This window comes from Pseudacidovorax sp. (assembly GCF_017991995.1).
Taxonomy (GTDB): Bacteria; Pseudomonadota; Gammaproteobacteria; order Burkholderiales; family Burkholderiaceae_C; genus Xenophilus.
In genome coordinates this window covers 214,245-236,375 of the sequence record NZ_JAGOPN010000004.1, presented here as the reverse complement: position 1 = coordinate 236,375, position 22,131 = coordinate 214,245, and the positions used below count along the sequence as shown (strand labels likewise).

The following is a 22,131-nucleotide window of genomic DNA, read 5'->3' as shown; positions in this document are numbered from 1 at the left end:
GCCCGTCCTCACTCGATGTCTTTCAGCAGGCGGCGCAGCACCTTGCCCGCGCCGGTGGCTGGCAGCGCATCGATGAAGCGCACCTGCCGCGGCACCTTGTAGGGCGCCATGTTGTCGCGCGCCCAGGCGGCAATGGCCTCGGGCGTGGTGTCGGCGCCCGGCTTGCGCACGATGAAGGCCTTGACCACCTCGCCCTTCTCCGCATCGGACTGGGCGATGACCGCGGCCTGGGCCACGGCCGGATGCTTGATGAGGATGGTCTCGACCTCCTCGGGGAACACGCTGTAGCCCGAGACCTTGATCATCTCCTTGAAGCGGCCGATGAAGCAGAGGTAGCCATCGGCATCCAGCTTGCCCATGTCGCCCGTGTGCACCCAGCCGTTGCGCAGTGTGGCGGCGGTGGCCTCGGGCTTGTTCCAGTAGCCCTTGAAGGTGCCTTCGCTGGTCAGCACGATCTCGCCCACCTCGCCCGCAGGCAGGTCGCGGCCGGTCTCGGGATCGAGGATGCGGATGGTCACGCCCGGCGCCGGCACGCCCTGCGTGCCCCAGCGCGGCGCATGGCGCGGCGTGTAGGTGTCGCAGGTGTGGGTCTCCGACAGGCCGTAGGCGGCTTCGTGCGAGGTGCAGTGGGGGGCGAAGCCCTGCCACTGCTTCGCCAGCGGCTCGGTGAAGGCGATGCCGAAGCTGGTGACCGGGTTGACCTTGAGGCTGGACAGGTCGAAATCGCGCGCATCCGGCAGCTGCATGCAGGCCACGTTCATGGGCGCGATGCTGTACCACCAGGTGACCTTGTGGCGGTCGATGGCCTGCAGCACCGCATGCGGGTCGAAACGGTGCAGCAGCACCTGCGTGGCGCCCACCAGCACCGGCACGTTCACGGCCATCAGCATGCCGGCGATGTGGTACAGCGGCGCCACCGACAACAGCACGTCGTCGGCCTGCACGCCGTTGCAGTCGGCCGCGATGCGCGTCTTGAACAGGGCGTTGCCGTAGCTCAGCATCGCGCCCTTGGGCAGGCCGGTGGTGCCCGAGGTGTAGGTCATGAGGGCCACATCGTCCAGCGACAGCGCGACCGGGGCAGGCTTCGCATCGCCAGCGCTGGCCTCTCGGAAGTCCTCGCAGCCGGCAGGCACGGTGCGCGCCTCCTTCATCGCGGCCTGCAGCTCGGCGGGCAGGTCCAGCACCGGCTCGGTGGGCAGCAGGTCGGCATAGTGCACGACGAAGACATGGGCCAGGTGTGGCGCCTCGGCCTGCACCTGCTGCACCACGGGCAGCAGCGGCGCGGCGGCCACGATGACGCGCGCCTTGAGGTCGCCCACCTGGTAGGCCAGCTCATGGGCCTTGTTGAGCGGACCGCTGGGGCAGACGATGGCGCCGATCTTCTGGATGCCGTAATGGGCCACCAGGTATTGGGGGCAGTTGTTGAGGAAGAGCACCACCGGCTCGCCCTTGGCCACGCCCAGGGCCTGCAGCCGGGCGGCGAAGGCGTCGCTGGCGCGGTCGAGCTCGGCATAGCTCATTCGGTGGCCGTACCAGAAGCAGGCGACATGGTCGCCGCGCTCGCGCGCGTGGGCGCGCAGGTACTCGTGCAGGGGCTGGCGGGGGCGCTCGGGAAGCGCGCCGGCCGCCAAATCGGGCGGGGTGTCGAGGCTCATGGGTGTCTCCGTGGCGTCTGCCGATCAGGGTTAGCGATAGCGCATCGAACCCCGTCGACCCTTGTCATGCATTGCATGGTGCACGAACAATCCTACCGATGGGTAGAACATCGGAGACACCGCACAAACCCAAAGCCATTGCGCCTGACGGCCCGGCCAGTCATGCGTCTGTGGACGGGCCTGCACGCACCCACGGCAATGGCCGTCAGCGCTCGGCCACCGCCGGCACGGACGTGCAGCGCGAGCGCATCCTGCAGGCCGCCACGCGGCTCTTCGCGACCCAGGGCTACGCCAACACCACGCTGGCGCAGGTGGCGCAGGCGCTGCAGGTGACCAAGCCCTTCATCTACTACTACTTCCGCGACAAGCAGGAGCTGTTCGAGGTGCTGTCGTGGCGGCCCACGGTGGACTGCTTCACCGCGCTGGACTTCGCCGACGACGACCCGCGCCCGGCGGCGCAGAAGGTGCAGGAAGGCCTGCGGCGGCTGATCCGCGCCACCGTCATGCACTACCCGGCGGCCTTCTTTCCCTACCGCGAGCCGCAGGTCTACCGGCCCGAATACAACGCCGCGATGAAGAAGCTGGCCCATCACTTCTACGACAAGCTCACGCCGCTGCTGGAGCAGGGCCGGCGCGACGGCGACCTCGACTTCAACGAGACGCGCATCACCGCGCTGGCGGCCTGCAGCCTGCCGGGCTTTCTGTACAGCTGGTACCAGCCGGGCGGCCGGCTCGGCCCCGAGCAGATCGTGGACGAGCTGACCGTGCTTGCCACGCGCGTGATCGGCTTGCGCACGCGCGCCGCCTGATCCTTCCATGCCAACGACAACGAACGGAGACACACCATGACATTCCGCGCCCGGCTTGCGCCCCTGGCCGCCGCCCTGCTTCTCGCCGCCTCTGGCGGTGCCTCGGCCCAGGACGGCAAGGTCTACAAGATCGCCTACATCGACCCACTCTCCGGGCCCTTCGCCAACGTCGGCGAGCTGATGCTGGCCCATGTGCAGTACGCCGTGGACGACATCAATGCCAAGGGCGGCGTGCTCAAGGGCCAGGCCAAATTGCAGCTGCTGCAGTTCGACAGCAAGCTCTCCGCCCAGGAAAGCCAGAGCGCCCTGCAGGCCGCCATCGACCAGGGCGCGCGCGCCATCGTCACCGGCGGCTCGGGCTCCTCGGTGGTGACGGCGCTGGTGCAGGCCGTCAACCGCTGGAACCAGCGCAACCCGGGCAAGGAGATCCTGGTCCTCAACCATTCCTCCATCGACCCCGAACTCACCGGCAAGGCCTGCAGCTTCTGGCACTTCCAGACCGAGGCCAACACGGCGATGAAGATGAAGGCCCTGGCCAACTTCATCAAGAAGACGCCCGACGTGAAGAAGGTCTACCTGCTCAACCAGGACTATGCCCACGGCAAGCAGTGGGCCAGCTATGGCAAGCAGCTGGTGGGTCTGGCGCGGCCCGACGTGCAGTTCGTCGGCGAGGCGCTGCATCCCATCGGCCGGGTCAAGGACTTCGCCCCCTACGTGGCCAACATCAAGGCCTCGGGCGCCGACTCGGTCATCACCGGCAACTGGGGCCAGGACATGACGCTGCTGCTCAAGGCCGCGGGCGATGCCGGCTACAACCTTCGCTACTTCAACCACAGCGCCGGCTCGGTGCCGGGCACGGTGCTGGCCGTGTCGCAGGCCAAGCTGGGGCAACTCACGTGGGTGGCCGAATGGCACCCGGGCCAGGCCGACAGCCCGCGCGTGGATGCGCTGGCCAAGGCCTACAAGGCCAGGATGGGCAAGGACTTCCTGGCGCCGCGCATCGACATGACGCCGCGCCTGCTCGCCGCCGCCATCGACAAGGCCGGCAGCACCGAGACGGTGGCGGTCGCCCGTGCCATGGAAGACCTGAGCTTCGACTCGGTGGTGGGCCCGGTGCGCATGCGCGGCGAAGACCATCAGCTGCTGCTGCCGCAGGTGGTCAACACCATCGCGCCGGTGGACGGCAAGACGGTCAGGACGGGCTGGGAAGGGACCAACTACGGCTTCCGCACCGAGGCGGTCTACAGCGGCAACGAACTCGCCCAGGGCACCGACTGCAAGATGGTGCGGCCGGGCGGCTGAGCGCGGCGCGTCCCGGCGGCCTGCACCGCCGTTGTCGGCATTGGCTGGCATGCGGTGTTCACCGTCCGTGCCTAGACTGAGCCGATGCAAGCCACCTTCGACCCCAGCGCCAGCCCTGCAGCCACCACCGTGGCCCTGATCGGCGCACCCACCGACGTGGGTGCCAGCGTGCGCGGCTGCGGCATGGGACCGGATGCCCTGCGCGTCGCGGGCCTGGCCGAGTGCGTGGCCCGCATGGGCCTGACGGTGGTCGACCGGGGCAATCTGGCTGGCCCCGCCACGCCCTGGCGCGCGCCCGAAGGCGGGCTGCGCCACCTCAAGGAGGCGGTGGCGTGGAACCGCAGCGTGTACGACGCGGTCGACGCAGCGCTGGGCGCGGGCCATCTGCCTCTGCTGATGGGGGGCGACCATTGCCTGGCCATCGGCTCCATCAGCGCCGTCGCCTGGCATGCGCGCCGCCGTGGCAAGACACTGCGGGTGCTGTGGCTCGACGCCCACACCGACGTCAACACCGAGGCCACCTCGCCCAGCGGCAACCTCCATGGCATGCCGGTGGCCTGCCTGCTGGGCCATGGGCCGGCCGCCCTGACGGGCTGGAGCGGCACGCCGGGCGCGCTGCAGGCCGAGGCGCTGCGCTTCATCGGCATCCGCAGCGTCGACGCGGCGGAGCGCGATGCCATCCGCACCCTCGGCCTCACGGTCTTCGACATGCGCCACATCGACGAGCACGGCATGCGCACCACCATGACCGAGGCCCTGCACGGCATGGACGAGGACACCCACCTCCACGTGAGCTTCGACATCGACTGCCTGGACCCGGACGTCGCGCCCGGCGTGGGCACCGGCGTGCGCGGCGGCCCCGGCTATCGCGAGATGCAGCTGTGCATGGAGATGATCGCGGACACGGGCCGCCTGGGCTCGCTGGATGTGGTGGAGCTCAACCCTGCGCTGGACGTGCGCAACCGCAGTGCGGAGATCGCGGTGGAACTCATCGAAAGCCTGCTGGGCAAGTCCACTTTGGCGCGCGGCTGAGCCACTGGGCGATTGGGCGCTCGGGCGTCTGCGTCACGTCTGCTGACAAAGGGCGTTGTTCCTACACGCTTCGTCGACCGCTCGGGCGACAGTGAATGTCGCGGGTAGCCCATAGTCGTATCACCCCTGCTGCGCCCGCTCTCACCCATGCCCGAATCCGCCTCTCCCCCTGGTTCTGCCCTGCGCGTCCTGGTTGTCGAAGACGATCCCGACGTGCTGCAGACCACGCTGGAGATGCTGAAGCTTCTGGGCCATTGGGCGACCGGGGTGAGCAGCGCCGAGACCGCGCGCGACCGCTACCTCGACGGCGCCTTCGATGTGGTGATGATCGATGTGGGGCTGCCGGCGCTGTCGGGGCTGGAGCTGGCCGAGGCGCTGGGCGTGCGCGATCCGGTGCGCATCATCTTTGCCACCGGCCGGCCGTCTCCACGCGAGCTGCCGGCCAACACGCAATGGCTGCGCAAGCCCTTCGGCATCGATGCGCTGGCCGATGCCCTGGCCACGCCGGCTAGCGGGGGGATGGCGTCGGCTTCGCCGCCCCCTCGGTGACGGGCGTGGCCACCGCCGGTTCGGTGCGGGCCAGGTAGCGCTCCAGCAGCGCATAGAAGCCTTCGTAGAAGCGGTCGTCGGTGAGCGTCTGGCTGGCCACCTTGACCATGGCGTCGTTGCTGGAGGTGAAGGGCAGCGACAGCGACCCGAAGGCCCCGACGCCCACGCTCGCCGAGTTGTTGACCTTCTTGAGCCCGTAGCGGTCCTGCACGGCGGTGGCAAAGGCGATGGCGGCCGGCTGGCCGTTGTCGCCCTGCTCCTGGGCGCAGACCACGCGGAACTCGACCTCCACATGCACCTCGCCCTCGGGCTGGAAGCTCTTGCGCCCCGTCACCTGCTCGGCGGCCGCCGCGGTGATCATGTAGCCCTGGCTCAGCAATGCCCGCCGCGCCGCCTCGCAGGTCTGGCCCACCGTGGCATCGTAGATGCGAGTGTGGGTGTTGGTCGCCTCGAAGTCTTCGGTCGCCAGGTCCTTGGCACCTTTGCCCTTCGGCGCGCTGCCGCAACCGGTCAGCACGGCGGCCAGCACCACCATCCCCACGGCGCTCCAGCCGCGCCCCGCTTTAGTTCGCATCGTCGTCATCCCGCAAGTGTCGCCCGGCCGACGGCCGGGGCGTGGCTTGGATGCCGCGAGATGGGCCCGGTTCCCCGTAGCAGCGCCGTCCCGCTGCCGTGCTGGACCCAAGCGCGCCACACCGCACCGCGCGACTTCTACCGCCGGTCTGACACGCGCTCCCTCGTGCCGGGAGGGCCTCGGAGCAGGCCACGCCAGTGCACCCTGGGAACCGGCTTTGCCGGGCCCGCGGGTGTGCCCCTTGAGGGGGATGGGTTTTCTACACGCAGTGAGAAAACCAAACGGGGTGGGTCATGGATACAGTCCGCGTTCCTGGCGCGCGGCCAGGATGCGCTCGCACGCCACCGCGAAGGTCGCAGTGCGCAGTGCGATGTGGTGCTCGTCGGCCTTGTTCCAGATGTGCTCCAGCGCGCCGACCATGATCCGGTCCAGCCGCTGGTTGATCTCGTCCTCGGTCCAGAAGAAGCTGGAGAAATCCTGCACCCATTCGAAGTACGAGACCGTCACGCCGCCGGCATTGCAGATGACGTCGGGCACCACGAGCACGCCACGCTCGGCCAGGATGTCGTCGGCCTGCGGCACCGTCGGGCCGTTCGCGCCTTCGAGCACCAGGCGGGCCGTGATGCGACGGGCGCGCTCGGCGCTGATCTGGCCTTCCAGCGCGGCCGGGATCAGGATGTCGGTGGGCACGTCCCAGAAGGCCTCGTTGTCCACCTGCTCGCCAGCACCGAATCCCGCGATGCCGCCGGTGCGGCGCGAATGGGCCATCAGCGCCGGCATGTCGAAGCCGCCTTCGTTCACCAGGGTGCCGGTGTGGTCCTGCACGGCCACCACCTTGGCGCCCGCCTCGGCGAACAGTTCGGCCGCCACCGAACCCACGTTGCCGAAGCCCTGAACGGCCACGCGCGCGCCCTGCAGCGGCAGGCCCAGGCGGCGCGCCGCTTCGCGGCCGGTCACGTACACGCCCCGGCCGGTGGCCTTGACCCGGCCCAGCGAGCCGCCCAGGTGGATCGGCTTGCCGGTGACCACGCCCGTGGCGGTCGAGCCGGTGTTCATCGAATAGGTGTCCATCATCCAGGCCATGATCTGGCCGTTGGTGTTGACGTCCGGCGCCGGAATGTCCGAATGCGGGCCGATGATGAGGCCGATCTCGCTGGTGTAGCGGCGGGTCATCTTCTCCAGCTCGTTCTGCGACAGCTTCTTGGGATCGACGCGGATCCCGCCCTTGGCGCCGCCGTAGGGCAGGTTGACGGCGGCGCACTTGACGGTCATCCAGGCCGACAGGGCCATCACTTCTTCCAGCGTCACGTCGGGGTGGAAGCGCACGCCGCCCTTGCCCGGGCCGCGCGACAGGTTGTGCTGCACGCGGAAGCCCTCGAAGTGGGCGATGGTGCCGTCGTCCATCTCGATCGGTACGTCCACGATCAGCGCCCGCTTGGGGCGCTTGAGGGTCTCGGCCCAGCGGCCCAGGTGGCCGAGGTAGGGCACCACGCGGTCGACCTGCGACAGGTAGGTACCCCAGGGGCTGGTGGAGGACGGGTGGACGTAGGAGAGTTCGCTGGACTGCTGCATGGTGAGGAAGGCGCCGGGCCTCGGTGATGCGGATGGCCGCGACGATAGGCCGGCCGCCCGCGCCGCGCCAGTGGCCATGCAGCCGGCGGCGGACCTTATGCGCGAGCGGCAAGGCGGGGCGCCCGGGCGCTCGATCAGTCCGGCCGCCTCGCCGCCGGGCCCTGCATCAGGCGGCCGGCGCGGCGGCGGCCCCGGCGCGCGGCCGGCCGCCGAAGATGGCCGTGCCCACCCGCACCATCGTGCTGCCGGCGGCGATGGCCGATTCCAGGTCGGCACTCATGCCCATCGACAGGGTGTCCAGCGGCAGGCCGAGCGCGTCGCGCAGCCGGACGGCCAGATCGGCCACCTCGGCGAAGACCGCCCGCTCGGCCGCGGCATCGGGCTGGGGCTCGGGAATGGCCATCAGTCCGCGCAACGCCAGTTGCGGCAGCGCCGCCACCTCGCGCGCCAGCGCCTCGGCCTCCTCCGGCGTCACGCCCGACTTGTTGGCGCCGCCGTCGATGTTGACCTGCAGGCACACCTGCAGCGGCGGCAGACCGGCCGGCCGCTGCTGCGACAGCCGCTGGGCGATCTTCAGCCGGTCCACGCTGTGCACCCAGTCGAACTGCTCGGCCACCGGCCGCGTCTTGTTGCTCTGCAGCGGGCCGATGCAGTGCCATTCGAGCTGCGGGCGCAGGTCGCCGAGGGCGGCGATCTTGTCCAGGCCTTCCTGCACGTAGTTCTCGCCGAAGGCCCGCTGTCCGGCGGCAAAGGCGTCGCGCACCGCCTCGGGGCCGAAGGTCTTGGAGACGGCCAGCAGCCGCACGCCGGCCGGATCGCGGCCGGTCGCCTCGCAGGCGCGCACGATCCGTGCATGAACCTGCTGGAGCTGCTCACTCGTCGTAGTCATAATTGCTGAAACCGTTTCAAAACGTCACGAAGTCTAGAGAGGTCGCGCGTGGACATCACCCAGTTGCTGGCATTCAGCGTCAAGAACAAGGCCTCGGACCTGCACCTCTCGGCCGGCCTGCCGCCGCTGATCCGCGTGCATGGCGATGTGCGCCGCATCAACCTCGACCCCATGGAGCACAAGGAGGTGCATGCCATGGTGTACGACATCATGAACGACGCGCAGCGCAAGCATTACGAGGAGTTCCTGGAGATCGACTTCTCGTTCGAGATCGAGGGCCTGGCGCGCTTCCGGGTCAATGCCTTCAACCAGCAGCGCGGCTGCGCGGCGGTGTTCCGGACGATTCCGTCGAAGGTACTGACGCTGGAGCAGCTGAATGCGCCGCGGATTTTCGGCGAGCTGGCGCTCAAGCCGCGCGGGCTGGTGCTGGTAACGGGGCCGACCGGCTCGGGCAAGTCGACCACGCTGGCGGCGATGGTCAACCACCTCAACGAGACCGAGTACGGCCACATCCTGACGGTGGAGGACCCGATCGAGTTCGTGCACGAGTCCAAGAAGTGCCTGATCAACCAGCGCGAGGTCGGGCCGATGACCCTGAGCTTCGCCAACGCCCTGCGCTCGGCGCTGCGCGAGGACCCGGACGCGATCCTGGTGGGCGAGCTGCGCGACCTGGAGACCATCCGCCTGGCGCTCACGGCGGCCGAGACGGGCCACCTGGTGTTCGGCACGCTGCACACCTCCAGCGCCGCCAAGACCATCGACCGGATCATCGACGTCTTCCCAGGCGAGGAGAAGGAGATGGTGCGGGCGATGCTGTCCGAATCGCTGCAGGCGGTGATCTCGCAGACGCTGTGCAAGACCAAGGACGGCGCCGGCCGCGTGGCGGCGCACGAGATCATGCTGGGCACGCCGGCCATCCGCAACCTGATCCGCGAGGCCAAGGTGGCGCAGATGTACTCGAGCATCCAGACCGGCCAGAGCATGGGCATGCAGACGCTGGACCAGTGCCTGGTCGACCTCGTGCGGCGCGGGGTCATCAGCGCGGCCGAGGCCCGCGGCAAGGCCAAGACGCCCGAGAATTTCCCAGGCTGACCCGGGGCGGCGCCCTTCCTCCATTCCCTGGGGCGCCCCCTCTGCCGTCCCGCCCGTCCCCCATTCCCACCTTTCTGGAGCCACCATGGAACGCGATCAGGCCAGCCAGTTCATCACCGACCTGTTGAAACTCATGGTCAGCCGCGGGGGCAGCGATCTGTTCATCACGGCCGACTTCCCGCCGGCCGTGAAGATCGACGGCAAGGTGGTCAAGATCTCGCAGCAGCCGCTGTCGCCGCAGCACACGCTGGCCCTGACGCGGGCGCTGATGAACGACCGGCAGACCTCGGAGTTCGAGCGCACGCGCGAATGCAACTTCGCCATCTCGCCCGCCGGCTACGGCCGCTTCCGCGTCAACGCCTTCGTGCAGCAGGGCCGCGTGGGCATGGTGCTGCGGACCATCCCGACCACGCCACCCACCATCGACGGGCTGAACCTGCCGCAGGTGCTCAAGGAAGTCACCATGACCAAGCGCGGCCTGGTGATCGTGGTGGGCGCCACCGGCTCCGGCAAGTCGACCACGCTGGCCGGCATGCTGGACTGGCGCAACGAGAACACCCAGGGCCACATCGTCACCGTCGAAGACCCGATCGAGTTCGTGCATGCGCACAAGAACTGCGTGGTCACGCAGCGCGAGATCGGCATCGACACCGACAGCTGGGAGACGGCGCTCAAGAACGCCCTGCGCCAGGCGCCCGACGTGATCCTGATGGGCGAGATCCGCGACCGCACGGCCATGGAGAACGCGATCATCTTCTCCGAGACCGGCCACCTGTGCCTGGCCACGCTGCACGCCAACAACGCCAACCAGGCGCTGGACCGCATCATCAACTTCTTCCCCGACGACCGGCGCGAGCAGCTGCTCATGGACCTGTCGCTCAACCTGCGCTCGATGATCTCCCAGCGGCTGGTGCCCACCGAAGACGGCCGCGGCCGCGTGGCGGCGGTGGAGATCATGCTCAACACGCCGCTGATCGCCGACATGATCTTCAAGGGCCAGGTGGGCGAGATGAAGGAAGTGATGCGCAAGAGCCGCAACCTGGGCATGCAGACCTTCGACCAGGCGCTGTTCGACCTGTTCGAGCAGTACGCCATCTCGTACGAGGATGCCGTGCGCAACGCCGACTCCACCAACGACCTGCGCCTGCAGATCAAGCTGCACAGCCAGCGCGCGCGCAGCCGGGACCTGAGTTCGGGCACCGAGCACCTGTCGGTGGTCTGAGGCGGGCTGACCGGGCCCGCCATGCCCGCACGGCTCGGTACCGCCGTATTCCTTCGCACCTGCCGAGGGCAGGCGGGCCGGCCCATCGCCCGCTAAGCTAGCGGGATGAGCACATCCTCTCCCTCTTTCAACCCCAAGTCCTACGCCGCCGTATCGGCCCGCTCCGTCGCCTTCCTCGGCCTCGGCGTGATGGGCTATCCCATGGCTGCCCACCTCGCCGCCGCGGGCCACCGCGTCACCGTCTACAACCGCAATGCCGACAAGTCGGCCGCCTGGGTGCAGGAATTCGGCGCCGCGCACGCCTCGGCGCCCTCCCCGCGCGAGGCGGCGGCCGGCGCCGACATCGTGTTCTGCTGCGTGGGCAACGACGACGATCTGCGCTCCGTGGTGCTGGGCGAGACGGGCGCCTTCGCCGGCATGAAGCCCGGCGCGGTCTTCGTGGACCACACCACGGCCTCGGCCGAGGTGGCGCGCGAGCTTTCCGCCGCCGCGAGCGCCCAGGGCCTGCATTTCATCGACGCCCCGGTCTCCGGTGGCCAGGCCGGCGCGCAGAACGGCATGCTCACGGTGATGTGCGGCGGCGACGCGACGGTGTTCGCGCAGGTGGAGCCCGCGATCGGTGCCTTCGCCCGCGCCGTCACGCTGCTGGGCGACAGCGGCGCCGGCCAGCTCGCCAAGATGGTCAACCAGATCTGCATCGCCGGGCTGGTGCAGGGCCTGTCCGAGGCCATCGCCTTCGGCCAGCGTGCCGGCCTGGACATGGAGAAAGTGCTGGAGGTGATCGGCAAGGGCGCCGCCCAGAGCTGGCAGATGGACAACCGCGGCAAGACCATGGTGGCCGGCCGCTTCGACTTCGGCTTTGCCGTGGACTGGATGCGCAAGGACCTGGGCCTGGTGCTGGACGAGGCCAAGCGCAACGGGGCGCGCCTGCCGGTGACGGCGCTGGTGGACCAGTTCTATGCCGACGTGCAGCAGGCCGGCGGCGCCCGGTGGGACACCTCCAGCCTCATCACGCGACTGAAATAGAGAGCACCCCCCATGCCGCTTCGCGGCTCCGGGCGGCCGCCAGAGGCGGCTGCTCTTCGGGCACGTCCAAGCCTGCGCAGGCAGGCTTGGAGCCGCGGCCCTCAGCCCCTCTCTGGCGCCTTCGGCTTGGAGGGGGGCGCACCCGCAGGCCTGGCAAAGCCAGTTCCTGGGGTGCACTGGCGTGGCCTGCTCCGCGGCCTCTCGAGTCAGTCGAGCACCAGCGCGGCTGGCGTTGCGAACGCCTTGGCGCATCCGCCTGTTGCCGGCCCAACAGTGCGCACGCGCTCAAGTGGTCTGCGCGGACAGTCGGTTTGCAGGAACCGATCAGCGCACGGGCGAAGTGACCACGCCCGGCACTGGTGCGGGTGCGGCCGCTGGGGCAGCGGGCGCTGGCAGCGGCGCCATGGGCGGCAGCGGCACCCGCGAGCCGTCGGTGCCGGGCACGGTCTGCGAGGGGCCGACGCCGCCGGGCAGGGACTGGCCGTCGTCGCCGACGAATTCGAAGACCCGCACCACCTTCTCGACGCCGGAGATGCCGCGCGTGATGTCGGTCGCGCGGTCGGCCTCGCGGCGGGTGACCAGGCCCATCAGGTAGACCACCCCGCCCTCGGTCACCACCTTGATCGAGTTGGCGGGCACGTCGGACGCGTCCAGCAGCGAGGCCTTGACCTTGGTAGTCAGGTAGGTGTCGTTGGAACGGCGGGCGATGTTGAGGGCCGGCCCCACCACCACCTCGTTGACGACTGCGCGCACATTGGGCGCGGTGCGCACCACCTCGCCGGCGCGCTGCTTGTCGGCCTCGCTGCCCACGGTGCCGGTCAGCAGGGCCGTGCGGTTGAAGCTGATCACCGTGACGTTCATGTCGTCGTTGGCGATCTCGCGGATGCGGGCGGCGGCGCGCAACTCGATGGCCTGGTCGTCGAGCTGCGCCCCGGAGCTGCGACGGTCCAGCGCCAGGGTGCCGATGCCCGCGGCCGCGGCACCGCCCACCACCAGCGGAACGCAACCCGCCAGGCTGCCGCCCAGTGCGGCAACGGCCAGGCAGGCGCAGGCCAGGCGCTGGCCACGCCGGAAGATCGTCGTCGGGGAGGTGGTCATGCGGAAAGCTCCTGTTCACCAAGTAGTTGGGCATCCACGGCATCGCACAGGCAGTGCAGCAGCACCAGGTGGACTTCGTGGATGCGGGAAAGGCGGTCATGCGGCACGCAGACCTGCACATCGGTTTCTCTCAGGGCCCGGCCCAGCGCACCGCCCGCGCCGCTGCCGACGCCGCCGGTCAGGGCGATGACGCACATGTCGCGCTCGTGCGCCGCCCCCACGGCGGCCAGCACGGCGGCCGACTCGCCGCGCGGACTGATGGCCAGCAGCACGTCGCCGGCCTCGCCCAGCGCCCGCACCTGCCGTGCCAAGCCGGCCGCATCGGCGCACTGGCGCGTGTCGGCCAGCGGATCGTCGGGGATGCAGGGCAGCGCCAGGGCCGCGAGGGAAGGCCGCTCGCGTTCGAAGCGGCCGACAAACTGGGCCGCGAACTGGGCGGCCAGGAGACCGGAGACGCCGGCGCCGCAGGCCAGCACCTTGCGGCCGCTGGTCACGCCCGCCAGCAGGGCCTGGACGGCCAGCCCGAGCGGCTTGCTGAGCACGGGCCCGGCCTGGTATTTGAGATCGGCGCTGTCGATGAAATGTTGTTGTAGACGTTGTTCAACCATGCTGTCCGGAATCATAGACGTGCGCTTTTCGGGCCAAGGGGCCCAGCCTGCGACTGCCGCGGCCGTGTCAGGTTCCCGCCAGTTGGCAACAAGGCGTCGCGGCAACACCCGCAAGACTTCCACGACCGATGCACCCAATGCCGGAGCGGGCCATTTCGCAAGACGCGCCTCCTGGCCCCTTGCAAAAGCAGGCGGCGGAACGCGAAGCGCGCCGCCTGGGCGGTTATTCCACGGTGAACGCGCCCCGCAACCACCGGATCTCGTCCTCCACCAGCACCGCGTCGAAGCGGCAGGGCGGCGGCGAAGGCAGGCGCATCAGGTAGTGCCGCGCCGCGAAGATGATGCGCCGCTGCTTGGCGAAGGTGATGCTGGCGCCCGCGCCGCCATGGCTGGCGCGGGAGCGGCTGCGCACCTCGACGAAGACCAGCGTGCCGCCGGGCTCGCGCATGATCAGGTCCACCTCGCCGCCGCCGCGGCCCGGGGTTCGATAATTGCGCGCCACCAGCCCCAGCCCGGCCTTGCGCAGGTGGGCCAGTGCGGCGTCCTCGGCGGCATCGCCCAGGCGCTTGGTGGTCGGGGGCGCCACCGGCCCCCGCTTGAACGGAAGAAGACCCATCTTGAACACCCTCCCCACGGCTGCTTCTTTCGGCGCCGCTGTCCAGGCCGCCCGCGACGCGGCCGGCGGCCAGCATTATCCGCAGGGCACCCTCTACGTCGTGGCCACGCCCATCGGCAACCTGGCCGACCTGTCGCTGCGGGCGCTGCATGTGCTGCAACTGGTCGATGCCATCGCCTGCGAGGACACGCGCCACACCCACCAGCTGCTGCGCGCCTGCGGCATCGACCGGCCCGGCAGCCAGCTGCTGGCGGTGCACCAGCACAACGAGGCCGAGGCCGCGCAGGCCGTGATCGCGCGCCTGGCCGAGGGCCAGCGCATCGCCTACGTCAGCGACGCCGGCACGCCGGGCGTGAGCGACCCCGGCGCCCGGCTGGCCGCCGCCGTGCAGACCGCGGGCCAGCGCGTGCTGCCCCTTCCCGGACCGTCCAGCGTGACCACGCTGCTCAGCGCCGCCGGCGCGCATGACGACGCACGCGGCGGCGCCTTCGTCTTCGCGGGCTTCCTGCCGGCCAAGGCCGGCGAGCGCGATGCCGCGGTGCAGGTCCTGGCCGGCGAGACGCGCGCCGTGGTGCTACTGGAGGCACCGCACCGCATCGAGGCGCTGGCACGCGCGCTGGCCGTGCTGGGCACGCGGCCGGTGACCGTGGGCCGCGAGCTGACCAAACAGTTCGAGGAGATCGCCACTGTGCCCGCCCAGGCCCTGGCGGACTGGCTGGCCGCCGGCGCGCAGCGCACGCGCGGCGAGTTCGCGCTGCTGCTGCATCCGCAGCCCGCCCAGGTCGACGGCGACGGCATCGGCGCCGAGGCCGAGCGCGTGCTGCGCCTGCTGCTGGCCGAGCTGCCGCTCAAGAGCGCGGCGCGCCTGGCCGCGGACATCACGGGCGCGCCGCGCAACGCCCTCTATGCCCAGGCCCTGGCCTGGCGCAATGCGGATGAATGAGTCCCCCACCGTGACGTCCCTCGCTGCGTCCGATACCGCCGAGACGGCCGCCCGGCTGGCACGCTGGCCGCATCCCGGCACGCCCGTGCTGGCCACGCTGGACGACACCCGGCTCCTGCTGGCCTGGATGCACGACGGCGCGCTGCAGGCACATTCCCTGCCGCTCGGCCTGCACACGCTGGGCGACGCGCATTTCCGCCACCGGCCTGCGCGGCCCGTGGAACTCGAAGCCGCCATCGACACCGTCGAGGACGCCCTGATGCGCCCGCACCCGCCCCTGCCGGCCGGCCGCGTGCTGTGGCCGGCCGGTGCCTTCGGATGTGTGCTGCCGCTCGTCGGGGGCGCCACCCGCGAGGACGTGGAGGCGCTCTTCCAGCAGTTCGCCGCGGTCTCCCTCGGCCGGCCCGGCGCCGGCCTGCCGCAGGATGCGGCCTCCACCGCCGCCATCCTGGTGCTGCGCGAGCTGATGCACCACCTGGATTTCGCCCGGTGGGCGGCGGGCCCACCAGATTCCTCCCAGATCGGGCCGCACACTGCGTCCGCAGCCCGACTTCCTGACTCTTGATTCCCCCCTCGAGGGCTGCCTTCACCCGCTTCGGCGGGTTTCTTTTTGCCCGCACGGCGGGAGCGGCGCCGCACACTTCGGCCATCGGGTCCTTGATGCAATCGCGTTGCATCTCCATAAAATGCAATTCCGTTGCATTAAAGGCCTCCATTCCGAAGGAGGCCGACCGACCTGGAGCCCTCACATGTCCGACTCCCTGGCGACCACCCCGCCGCGCCTGCCCGTCACCGTCCTGTCCGGCTTCCTGGGCGCGGGCAAGACCACGCTGCTCAACCACATCCTCCACAACCGCGAGGGCCGTCGCGTGGCCGTCATCGTCAACGACATGTCCGAGGTGAACATCGACGCCCAGCTGGTGCGCCAGGGCGGCGCCAGCCTCGCCCGCACCGAGGAGAAGCTGGTCGAGATGAGCAACGGCTGCATCTGCTGCACCCTGCGCGAGGATCTGCTGATCGAGGTCGGACGCCTGGCGCGCGAAGGCCGCTTCGACCAGCTCGTCATCGAGTCCACCGGCATCTCCGAGCCGCTGCCCGTGGCCGAGACCTTCACCTTCGCCGGCGAGGACGGCCGCCGGCTGGACGACGTCGCCCGGCTGGACACGCTGGTCACCGTGGTCGATGCCTGCAACTTCCTGCGCGACTACGGCTCGCGCGACAGCCTGGCCGCGCGCGGCGAATCGATGGGCGAGGAAGACGCGCGCACGGTGGTCGACCTGCTGGTCGAGCAGGTGGAGTTCTGCGACGTGCTGGTCGTCAACAAGACCGACCTGGTGAGCGCCGGGGAGCGCGAGCGGCTGCTGGCCATCCTGCGTGGCCTCAACCCGCGCGCCCGCATCGTGCTGAGCCAGTTCGGCCGGGTGCCGCTGGCGCAGGTGCTGGACACCGGCCTGTTCGACTTCGAGCAGGCGGCGCAGGCGCCCGGCTGGCTGCAGGAGCTGCGCGGCACGCATGTGCCCGAGACCGAGGCCTACGGCATCGCCAGCTTCTGCTGGCGCGCGCGCCGGCCGCTGCATCCGCGGCGCTTCTTCGACTGGGTGGAAAGCGAATGGCCCGGCGTGGTGCGCTCCAAGGGCTTCTTCTGGCTGGCAAGCCGGCCGACCTTGGCCGGGTCGTGGTCGCAGGCCGGGGCCGTGGCCCGCCACGGTGCGGGCGGCTACTGGTGGGCCGCCGTGCCGCGCGAGCACTGGCCCGAGGACCCCGAGGCCCTGGCCGCCATCGAGCGGCACTGGCTGCCCGAGGTGGGCGATGCCCGGCAGGAGCTGGTGCTCATCGGCATGGACATGGACGAAGCCGCCTTGCGCGCCCGCCTCGACGCCTGCCTGCTCACCGACGCCGAGATGGCCCGGGGCCCCGAAGCCTGGCTGCGCTACGACGACCCCTTCCCCGCCTGGGAGTAAAGATGCGCCGTCGGCCGCCGCGAAGCGGCATGGGGGTGACTTCTCGCTTTACCTGCAGTCGGCGCAGGTGCCCCGGATGCGCAGCGCGCTCTCGCTGGGCTGCATGCCGCGCCGCTTGAGCGAGCGGTTCAGCCGCTCCAGCACGGCCTGCAGCTGCGCATCCTGCGGCAGGCTCACCAGCCGGTGGCAGGCCTGGCATTCGAAGAGCTGGCTCGAATGCGCATCGTGCAGCATGAAGCGCGCGACGCCGTCCGACCCCATCAGCCGGTCCGCCAGGCCGGCCTGCGTCAGGCGGTCCAGCACGCGGTAGACCGTCACGCGGTCGAAGGGCTGCTCGGCGTCCTGCATGCAGACCTGCAGCACCTCGTCATGGGACAGCGCCGAGGCCGTGGCCGACAGCACCCGCAGCACCGCGACGGACGCCCGCGTCACGCGCAGGCCGTGCTCGCGCAGCACGTGTTCCCAGTCGGGCGAACGGGCGTCGGCGGTGGAATGCATGGGCTCGGAATGCAACAGCGGGGCGTGAAGCCCCGCAGTTTAGTCAGCGCCGCCGGGCGGCGCCGAAGGTGCGCTCAGCGCCAGCCGCGCCGGTAGCGGAAGGCCAGGCTGCGGTGCTCGCCGCGCCGCACGTCCACCCACAGCGTCCGGCCGCCGACGATCAGCAGCACGATGCACAGCGCCACCGAACCCACCACGGCCAGGATGAGTCCGTTGCCGTTCAGCAGGCCGGCGAAGAGCAGCGACAGGCTCAGAACCGCCGGCAGCACGGCCCAGCCGAGGATGATGAGTCCCCGTTTGGCACCGAAGCGATAGGCGGCTCTTTCGGGCCAGAAAAAGACGTCGAACATTTGATCCATTTCGCAAGCGTCGAGCGATCGGGCACTCCCTTTTTTGGAGCGCCAGTTCCTTGATGGTTGCGGGCTTTCTGCGATTGCAGCTGCCCATCTCCTTTACGTAGCCCCCACTGAGGATGCTAGGGATATAGGCTATTCGGGCTAGGATTTTTCTTACAGCAAGTGTCAAAAGGTTTACAAATCCTGACGATGCCGACCCGTGGTAGCGCCACGGGCCGGTTTGTGGCACCCAAATGGGGTCACAGCGCCAGCACTTCGTCCTCCCAGAAGTCGAAGGATTGCGCCTGCACCGTCGCGGTGCCTGCGGCATCGGGCTGCGCCGCAGCGGTGCCCAGCACATGCGACTGCGCCAGCGCGGTGCCCAGCGCGCCAGTTGCGTCGCCCGCGTCCAGTTGGGCCACAGCCACGGCGACGCTGCCGCCGGCCAGCCCGTCCAGGTAGGCCTGCGTCGCGCTGTCCGCGTCGGCCGGGGCCAGCGACAGCGTCGGCGACAGCGAGACGGCCGCCAGGCTGCTGGCCGAGAAGGCCTGTCGCAGCGGCGTGTCCAGCTGCAACGCGAAGGCACCCAGCGGGCCCGCCTCGGCCGGGTCCATCGGCGAGGTCGTGCGCGTGGGCTGGCCCACCGCCAGCAGTTGGCGGTAGCTCTGGCCGCCGGCCAGCAGGTTGAAGGCCGAGACGCTGCCGTCGCTGTCGCGCACCACCAGGCCGTCGGGCGCGTCCACGTCGATGCGGCTGGCCTGCACCACCAGCGCGGGCAGCGTGGGCTGGCCGCCCTGCATCAGCGGGCCGCGGCCGCGCATGACGAAGTCGCCCGCCACCACGTTGACCGCACCGCCCGCGGCCGCCGCACGCACGGTGCCGCGGCTGCTGCTGACGGCCACCACGCCGGTGCCGGCATCGACCCGGCCCAGCACCACGTCGCCGCCGGCCGCGAAGGCCGCGCCCGCTCCGTGCAGCACCAGGGCCGTCGCCGCCTCCATGCGGATGGCGCCGGTGGCATCGACCTGGAACACGCCGGTGATGTCCAGCGCGCCGGCCCCGCGCAGGCTGACGTCGCGGCCGTGCACGTTGAGCTCGCCGGTGGTCAGCAGCGACAGGGTCTCCAGCGCCAGCAGCGCGTCGCCCGAGGCCGGCACCTCGCCCGCGGCCGCCGACTGGCCGAGGTCCACGCGGGCGAAGCCCTGCAGCGCCTCCAGCGTCTCGCCGCTGATGAGCAAGCCGGCCGCGCCAGCCGCACTGCCGGCGCTGTCCACGCGGATGCCGCCGCCCGCCGTGGCGGTGGTCAGCGTGGCGGTGGCATCGCCGGCGCCATGCACGATGCCGTCGAAGCGCAGGCTGTCGGCGGCGATCAGCAGGTCGCCGCCGGTGCCCACGTCCACGTCGGCCAGCGTCACGGAGGCGGCGCCCACGATGCGCAGCGTGCCGCCGTCGAGCGTCACGGCCTCCTTGAAGGCCACGCTGCCCGTGGCCTCGACCACGAGTTCGCCCGACACGTGCACCGAGCGCTCGAACACCACGTCGGCCGCATCGCTCACGCGCAGCACGTCCAGCGGCGTGCTCTGGCCGACCGGGCCGGTCACGCTCACCGAGCCGCCCGAGGCCGCCAGGATCAGCGAATCGGCCGCGCCGCCCTGGCCGTCCACCGCCCGGTGCAGCACGATGTCGCCGGCACCGCCCACGCCCGACTCCAGGTGCACCTCGCCGGCCACGACCAGCAGGTCGTCGACGTCGATGCCGCCCTGCACCAGGATGCTGGCGTCCTTCGCCGTCGTGCCCGCGCCCGAGCCCTGCACCGCCAGCGAGGCGGCCGAGATGGCGCCCTGCAGCAGCGTCTGCCCGCCGTTGCCCGTCGTCTGCAGCACCAGCGCATCGGCCAGGTGCACCGCTTCGTCGCGGCCGGAGATCTGCACCTGCTGGCCGGCGGCGTCGCTGCCGATCACGATGCGCGAGAAGCCCGGCACCAGGAAGGACAGGTCGTCCACGCCCAGGTAGAGCGCGTCCGGCTGGGCCGCGTGCAGGCCAGCGTCGCCGATGGCGATGGCATGGCCCGCGCTCGCGCCGTGGATGGCCAGCACGCCGCCCGCGCTGGCGATGGCCGCCGACAGCTCCATGCGGTCGGCCGCCAGCGTCACGTTGCCGCCGCCGCCTGCGACGCTGCGCGTCACGCGCAGCTCGCCCGCATCGGACTGCAGCAGGATGCCTGCACTGGCCGTCAGCGCGGCCGCGTCGATGTCGCCCGAGGCCTGCAGCGTGATCGCGCCGGTGGCGGCCACGATGTCGCCGCCCGCCGCGCCGGTGATGCCACCGCCGCTGGTCAGGATGCGCACCGCGCCGCCGCCCACGGCGGCGATGGCGCCATCGCCCGCGGACGACTGGCCGTCGGTGAGCCGCACATCGCCATGCGCCGTCAGCACCACGTCGCCGCCCGCGCTGGTGCGCAGGTCGGACTGGGCCAGGCCCAGCACCGTGGTGGCGCCGGCTGCATCCACGCGCCGCACCGAGACGCCGACCTCGCCCACGGTCAGGCCGTCGGCCTCGTCCAGATGCAGGCCGCCGGCACCCGCGCGGGCGCTGAGCGTGCCGACCTGGACGGCGAAGACGTCGTCGGCCCGGCCCACGGACTGGGCCTGCAGCGCCAGGCCCGCGGCCTGCACGTGCACGCCCGCATCGCCGTTGTCCAGCACCGCGCCCTGGTCGGACAGCAGGGCCACCTGGCCGTCCGTCTGGATGCGGGCGATGCGCAGGTCGCCCTGCGCCTGCACGCGGATGTCCGCGGCACCCTGCAGCAGGCTGCCGGTGCCCATGGCGATGCCGCCGGTGCTGGCACGCAGGTACAGCGTGCCGCTGCCGCCGGTGGCCACGGTGACGCCCGCGCCGGTGCGCAGGTCGCCACCGGCCAGCAGGCTGACGGCGCCGCCGTCGCTGCGCACGTCCGACAGCAGGGCCAGTTCGCCTGCCGCCTGCAGCCGCATCACGCCCTGGGCGCTGCGGGCGCCGGCGCTGCCGGCCTCCAGCGTCAGGTCGCCGCTGCCGTTGCCCAGCACGACGGCGCCGCTGCCGGTGGCCTGCAGGCCATCGGCCGTGGCCGCGCCCAGGCCCGTGGCCGTGCCGCCGGCCGCCACGCGCGAGACGGTGACGCCGACCGGGCCGACCGCCAGGCCGTCGCGCTCCTGCACGAACAGGCCACCGTCGCCGGCCGTGGCGGCCAGGCGCTGCACCTGCGTGTCGATGGCGCGCGCCGCGCTGCCGATGGCCTGGCCGGCCGACAGCAGCAGGGCCCGGGCCTGCACCGTGGCCTGCGCCCCGTTGCCGCCGTCGACCAGGCTGCCGCCGGCGATCGCCGCCACGTCGGCGTCGGTCACGATGCGGCCCAGCGTCAGCTGCTGCCCGGCCGCCACGCGGATGTTGGCCTGCGCGCTCAGCACGCTGTCGGCCGACTGCGTCAGGTTGCCGCCCGCGTCCACGTCCACCGTGCCGGCGCCGCCCGTGCGGAGGTCCGCCCCGGCGTCGAAGCCGATGGCGCCGCCCGCACGCAGGCTGATCGCGCCGCTCGTGCTCAGCACGTCGGCCTGCACCGTCACGTTGCCCGCCAGCGCCTGCACCAGCACGTTGCCGCTGCCGTGGGCCGACACGCTCGCGCCCGCGCCGTTGGCCGTGCCGTCGCCCAGCACCAGGTCGCCCGTCGTGCTCTGCAGCACCACCGCGCCGTTGCCGCCCAGCGTGCGCAGGTCCGACTGCATCGCATCGGCCACCACCGTCGTCGCGCCGTCGGCGCCCACGCGGTTGATGCTGGCCGACACGTCGCCCACCGTCAGGCCGTCGGCCTCCAGCACGAACAGGCCGCCGTTGCCGGCGCTCGCGCTGAGCAGGGCCACCTTGGTCTCCAGCGCGTTGGTGGCGCTGCCGATGGCCGTGCCCGCCTGCAGACGCAGGCTGGCCGCCTCGATGTTGACCGTGCTGTCGCCCGCCGCGTCCGCATCCACGATGGCCGTGCCGGCCACGATGGAGACCGTGCCGCCGGTCGTGATGCGGCCGATGGTGGCCGTGGTGCCCGCGTTCACGCGCACCGTGCCCGTGCCGCTGGTCAGCAGGCTGCTGGCGTTCATCGCCAGGGCACCTGCCGCATCCACGTCCACCGTGCCGGCGCCGCCTGTGCGGAGGTCCGCCCCGGCGTCGAAGCCGATGGCGCCGCCCGCACGCACGCTGATCGCACCGCTGCCGCTCAGCACGTCCGCCTGCACCGTCACGTTGCCGGCCAGCGCCTGCACCAGCACGTTGCCGCTGCCATGGGCCGACACGCTCGCGCCCGCGCCGTTGGCCGTGCCGTCG

20 protein-coding genes are annotated in these 22,131 nt (G+C 71.1%); 10 read left to right on the top strand and 10 right to left on the bottom strand.

Going from position 1 to position 22,131, the window contains the following annotated elements; translation table 11 throughout:
* Positions 1–8: 8 nt before the first annotated feature.
* Positions 9–1,655, bottom strand: coding sequence for an AMP-binding protein (locus KBC94_RS07400; protein ID WP_294368057.1), 1,647 nt, complete (start codon positions 1,653–1,655; stop codon positions 9–11).
* A gap of 98 nt (positions 1,656–1,753) precedes the next feature.
* On the opposite strand from KBC94_RS07400, the gene KBC94_RS07395 reads away from it, so the two are divergent.
* The 4 genes from KBC94_RS07395 (at position 1,754) to KBC94_RS07380 (ending at position 5,347) form a co-directional block, all read left to right on the top strand.
* Positions 1,754–2,464, top strand: coding sequence for a TetR/AcrR family transcriptional regulator (locus tag KBC94_RS07395; RefSeq protein ID WP_294368055.1), 711 nt, complete (start codon positions 1,754–1,756; stop codon positions 2,462–2,464).
* Positions 2,465–2,500: 36 nt separating this feature from the next.
* The gene (locus KBC94_RS07390; protein WP_294368051.1) at positions 2,501–3,766 is read left to right on the top strand and encodes a branched-chain amino acid ABC transporter substrate-binding protein; all 1,266 of its coding nucleotides are present in this window, start codon (positions 2,501–2,503) and stop codon (positions 3,764–3,766) included.
* A gap of 84 nt (positions 3,767–3,850) precedes the next feature.
* A complete protein-coding gene (gene rocF, locus KBC94_RS07385) occupies positions 3,851–4,798 on the top strand; it encodes an arginase (RefSeq protein WP_294368049.1) in 948 nt (315 codons plus the stop codon).
* 147 nt (positions 4,799–4,945) lie between these two features.
* Positions 4,946–5,347, top strand: a complete 402-nt coding sequence (locus tag KBC94_RS07380) for a response regulator (RefSeq protein ID WP_294368047.1) — start codon at positions 4,946–4,948, stop codon at positions 5,345–5,347.
* On the opposite strand, the gene KBC94_RS07375 is transcribed toward KBC94_RS07380, so the two are convergent.
* The 3 genes from KBC94_RS07375 to KBC94_RS07365 form a co-directional block, all read right to left on the bottom strand.
* Positions 5,307–5,921, bottom strand: a complete 615-nt coding sequence (locus KBC94_RS07375) for a DUF2242 domain-containing protein (protein ID WP_294368045.1) — start codon at positions 5,919–5,921, stop codon at positions 5,307–5,309. The genes KBC94_RS07380 and KBC94_RS07375 overlap by 41 nt on opposite strands.
* A gap of 291 nt (positions 5,922–6,212) precedes the next feature.
* Entirely contained in the window at positions 6,213–7,493 is a 1,281-nt protein-coding gene (locus KBC94_RS07370) for a Glu/Leu/Phe/Val dehydrogenase (protein ID WP_294368042.1), read from the bottom strand.
* 166 nt (positions 7,494–7,659) lie between these two features.
* Complete coding sequence (locus KBC94_RS07365) at positions 7,660–8,382, bottom strand: YggS family pyridoxal phosphate-dependent enzyme (RefSeq protein WP_294368038.1); 723 nt, start codon at positions 8,380–8,382, stop codon at positions 7,660–7,662.
* Positions 8,383–8,430: 48 nt separating this feature from the next.
* Here KBC94_RS07365 and KBC94_RS07360 point away from each other — a divergent pair, with 48 nt between their 5' ends.
* The 3 genes from KBC94_RS07360 (at position 8,431) to KBC94_RS07350 (ending at position 11,722) form a co-directional block, all read left to right on the top strand.
* Positions 8,431–9,474, top strand: coding sequence for a type IV pilus twitching motility protein PilT (locus tag KBC94_RS07360; protein WP_234193132.1), 1,044 nt, complete (start codon positions 8,431–8,433; stop codon positions 9,472–9,474).
* Positions 9,475–9,559: 85 nt separating this feature from the next.
* Entirely contained in the window at positions 9,560–10,696 is a 1,137-nt protein-coding gene (locus KBC94_RS07355; RefSeq protein ID WP_234193133.1) for a PilT/PilU family type 4a pilus ATPase, read from the top strand.
* A gap of 105 nt (positions 10,697–10,801) precedes the next feature.
* Positions 10,802–11,722 carry an NAD(P)-dependent oxidoreductase gene (locus tag KBC94_RS07350; RefSeq protein WP_294368033.1) on the top strand — a complete coding sequence of 307 codons (921 nt, stop codon included), beginning with the start codon at positions 10,802–10,804 and terminating at the stop codon, positions 11,720–11,722.
* A 324-nt stretch (positions 11,723–12,046) separates the two neighbouring features.
* Here the strand turns inward: KBC94_RS07350 and KBC94_RS07345 are convergent, their stop codons facing one another.
* From KBC94_RS07345 to KBC94_RS07335, 3 genes are all read right to left on the bottom strand, one after another.
* On the bottom strand, positions 12,047–12,820 hold the full coding sequence (locus KBC94_RS07345) for a BON domain-containing protein (RefSeq protein WP_294368031.1): 774 nt from the start codon (positions 12,818–12,820) through the stop codon (positions 12,047–12,049).
* A complete protein-coding gene (locus KBC94_RS07340) occupies positions 12,817–13,428 on the bottom strand; it encodes an SIS domain-containing protein (RefSeq protein ID WP_234193136.1) in 612 nt (203 codons plus the stop codon). The genes KBC94_RS07345 and KBC94_RS07340 overlap by 4 nt, the downstream gene beginning before the upstream one ends.
* Before the next feature lie 223 nt (positions 13,429–13,651).
* Positions 13,652–14,044 (bottom strand): YraN family protein, encoded by a 393-nt coding sequence (locus tag KBC94_RS07335; RefSeq protein ID WP_234193137.1) that lies wholly within the window; start codon positions 14,042–14,044, stop codon positions 13,652–13,654.
* 1 nt (position 14,045) lies between these two features.
* Between KBC94_RS07335 and rsmI the strand changes: the two genes are divergently transcribed.
* The 3 genes from rsmI (at position 14,046) to zigA (ending at position 16,948) form a co-directional block, all read left to right on the top strand.
* On the top strand, positions 14,046–14,987 hold the full coding sequence (gene rsmI, locus KBC94_RS07330; RefSeq protein WP_294368026.1) for a 16S rRNA (cytidine(1402)-2'-O)-methyltransferase: 942 nt from the start codon (positions 14,046–14,048) through the stop codon (positions 14,985–14,987).
* Positions 14,988–14,997: 10 nt separating this feature from the next.
* On the top strand, positions 14,998–15,552 hold the full coding sequence (locus tag KBC94_RS07325; RefSeq protein ID WP_294368023.1) for a hypothetical protein: 555 nt from the start codon (positions 14,998–15,000) through the stop codon (positions 15,550–15,552).
* A gap of 184 nt (positions 15,553–15,736) precedes the next feature.
* Positions 15,737–16,948, top strand: a complete 1,212-nt coding sequence (gene zigA, locus KBC94_RS07320; RefSeq protein WP_294368021.1) for a zinc metallochaperone GTPase ZigA — start codon at positions 15,737–15,739, stop codon at positions 16,946–16,948.
* 48 nt (positions 16,949–16,996) lie between these two features.
* Here the strand turns inward: zigA and KBC94_RS07315 are convergent, their stop codons facing one another.
* The 3 genes from KBC94_RS07315 to KBC94_RS07305 all read right to left on the bottom strand — a co-directional run.
* Positions 16,997–17,446, bottom strand: coding sequence for a transcriptional repressor (locus KBC94_RS07315; protein ID WP_234193141.1), 450 nt, complete (start codon positions 17,444–17,446; stop codon positions 16,997–16,999).
* A 74-nt stretch (positions 17,447–17,520) separates the two neighbouring features.
* The gene (locus tag KBC94_RS07310; protein WP_017757757.1) at positions 17,521–17,796 is read right to left on the bottom strand and encodes a hypothetical protein; all 276 of its coding nucleotides are present in this window, start codon (positions 17,794–17,796) and stop codon (positions 17,521–17,523) included.
* A gap of 245 nt (positions 17,797–18,041) precedes the next feature.
* The coding region (locus KBC94_RS07305) for a hypothetical protein (RefSeq protein WP_294368015.1) at positions 18,042–22,131 on the bottom strand (4,090 nt) is incomplete at its 5' end.

Coding starts and splice junctions, on each gene's coding strand:
- KBC94_RS07400 (WP_294368057.1), bottom strand. CDS start 1,655: ATGAGCCTCGACACCCCGCCCGATTTGGCGGCCGGCGCGCTTCCCGAG.
- KBC94_RS07395 (WP_294368055.1), top strand. CDS start 1,754: ATGGGTAGAACATCGGAGACACCGCACAAACCCAAAGCCATTGCGCCT.
- KBC94_RS07390 (WP_294368051.1), top strand. CDS start 2,501: ATGACATTCCGCGCCCGGCTTGCGCCCCTGGCCGCCGCCCTGCTTCTC.
- rocF (WP_294368049.1), top strand. CDS start 3,851: ATGCAAGCCACCTTCGACCCCAGCGCCAGCCCTGCAGCCACCACCGTG.
- KBC94_RS07380 (WP_294368047.1), top strand. CDS start 4,946: ATGCCCGAATCCGCCTCTCCCCCTGGTTCTGCCCTGCGCGTCCTGGTT.
- KBC94_RS07375 (WP_294368045.1), bottom strand. CDS start 5,921: ATGCGAACTAAAGCGGGGCGCGGCTGGAGCGCCGTGGGGATGGTGGTG.
- KBC94_RS07370 (WP_294368042.1), bottom strand. CDS start 7,493: ATGCAGCAGTCCAGCGAACTCTCCTACGTCCACCCGTCCTCCACCAGC.
- KBC94_RS07365 (WP_294368038.1), bottom strand. CDS start 8,382: ATGACTACGACGAGTGAGCAGCTCCAGCAGGTTCATGCACGGATCGTG.
- KBC94_RS07355 (WP_234193133.1), top strand. CDS start 9,560: ATGGAACGCGATCAGGCCAGCCAGTTCATCACCGACCTGTTGAAACTC.
- KBC94_RS07350 (WP_294368033.1), top strand. CDS start 10,802: ATGAGCACATCCTCTCCCTCTTTCAACCCCAAGTCCTACGCCGCCGTA.
- KBC94_RS07345 (WP_294368031.1), bottom strand. CDS start 12,820: ATGACCACCTCCCCGACGACGATCTTCCGGCGTGGCCAGCGCCTGGCC.
- KBC94_RS07340 (WP_234193136.1), bottom strand. CDS start 13,428: ATGGTTGAACAACGTCTACAACAACATTTCATCGACAGCGCCGATCTC.
- KBC94_RS07335 (WP_234193137.1), bottom strand. CDS start 14,044: ATGGGTCTTCTTCCGTTCAAGCGGGGGCCGGTGGCGCCCCCGACCACC.
- zigA (WP_294368021.1), top strand. CDS start 15,737: ATGTCCGACTCCCTGGCGACCACCCCGCCGCGCCTGCCCGTCACCGTC.
- KBC94_RS07315 (WP_234193141.1), bottom strand. CDS start 17,446: ATGCATTCCACCGCCGACGCCCGTTCGCCCGACTGGGAACACGTGCTG.
- KBC94_RS07310 (WP_017757757.1), bottom strand. CDS start 17,796: ATGTTCGACGTCTTTTTCTGGCCCGAAAGAGCCGCCTATCGCTTCGGT.